At 64.2% G+C, this 1,406-nt stretch carries 2 protein-coding genes; one reads left to right on the top strand and one right to left on the bottom strand.

What is annotated here, in order from left to right; translation table 11 throughout:
- The coding region (locus M511_RS19010) for an IS1380 family transposase (protein WP_240547714.1) at positions 1-854 on the bottom strand (854 nt) is incomplete at its 3' end.
- Positions 855-1,177: 323 nt separating this feature from the next.
- On the opposite strand from M511_RS19010, the gene M511_RS19005 reads away from it, so the two are divergent.
- Positions 1,178-1,406 (top strand): transposase (locus M511_RS19005; protein WP_139824658.1); only part of this gene is annotated, 229 nt, incomplete at its 3' end.

Genomic DNA, 1,406 nt, shown 5'->3' with positions numbered 1-1,406 from the left:
CGAGCAGTTTGAGTTGCTCGCCGCCTGAACGCCCTACCGAGCGACTGGCCCTTTCGCGTCTCCTCTCCAAGTTTGCGACACAACCGCCCGAAGACGTAGTCGACGCCATTCTTCTCGCACCATTCCATGACCTCCGCGCGGCCATAGTGGCTGTCGCCACGGATCAGGATGCGGGTCGTTGGCCAGCGGCAACGGATACGCCGGACGAGGCGACGCAGATGGCCGCGGATCTCCTTGCCCGTCGGTGTCTTTCCCGGACGCAGGATCATTGCGACCGGGCGGCTGGTTTCGGCCTCATAGATGTGGATGGGCAGGAAGCAGCGCTCGTCGTGATGGCCATTGAAGAGCGAGAGCTGCTGATGGCCGTGAACGACATCCACCGTGTCGTCGATGTCCAGCGTGATGCTTTCGGGCGGCGTGGCATGGCTCGACAGCCACAGGTCCACCAGCACGCGGCCGAGCCTGATGACGGTCTTGAGGTCAGGCAGATTCTCCAGCCGCGAGCAGGTCGGCTGCGAGCACAGATCCGGCCCGCTGTCGGGCAACCGCCCGCAGGCAAGCTTGAAGGCGGGGTCGCTGCGCAGGAGGTCAAGGTCGTTGGCGTCCTCGTAGCCGCAGGCGATGGCGAAGATGCGGGCGCGCAGAATGTCGGCCATCGCGTGTTTCACGCGCGCCGGATCGCGTGGATCGTGGATCGCCGCGGCCAGCCTGTCGGCCAATTGCAGGCGCCGCTCGGCAGAAGCCAAAAGCACGACCCCACCATCCGAAGAGATGCGCCCTCCATCGAATGCGGCTGCGATCTTCTTGCGTCCGACGGCTGGAAAAGAGAATGGCAAGAACGTATCGTCGGTCATGGCGGGTGTGGCTCGCGCGATGTGGTTGGAAGGATAGGCTTCCACACCCAAATCCTACGCCATATCAATCGCTTAAGCTACATCCGCCAGCCCCTTGCACATGCCGTCATGAATAAGACGGGCTAGAGGAGGGTGAGCTGGCGCGCAGCCGCCACGTGCTGTTTCCAGGCAGGGGCGGCGGCTTCTTCATCGAGCCAGGCGCGCACGAAGGCCACCGGCCCGCCGTAACCGTCCACGGTTGCAGCGTATCCCTCCGGTGACGGCCGCCTTGCGGTCTGAGGGCGAACGTCGGAAGTCCTAGGGACAATCCTAGGAGTAGCCCTATGACGATGCCGCGAGTGGAGGTAATCACGTCGGTCGAGAGACGGCGCCGCTGGTCGCGTGAGGAGAAGGAGCGCCTGGTGGTGGCATCTTTCGAGCCTGGCGTGACGGCCTCGGAGGTCGCGCGATCGGCGGGCATTCACGTCGGTTGTGTCGCAAACTTGGAGAGGAGACGCGAAAGGGCCAGTCGCTCGGTAGGGCGTTCAGGCGGCGAGCAACTCAAACTGCTCG

The organism is Paracoccus sp. J56, from assembly GCF_019633685.1.
Lineage (GTDB): Bacteria > Pseudomonadota > Alphaproteobacteria > Rhodobacterales > Rhodobacteraceae > Paracoccus > Paracoccus kondratievae.
The sequence above is the reverse complement of the archived record's forward strand: the minus strand, read 5'-3'. Positions and strand labels throughout refer to the sequence as shown.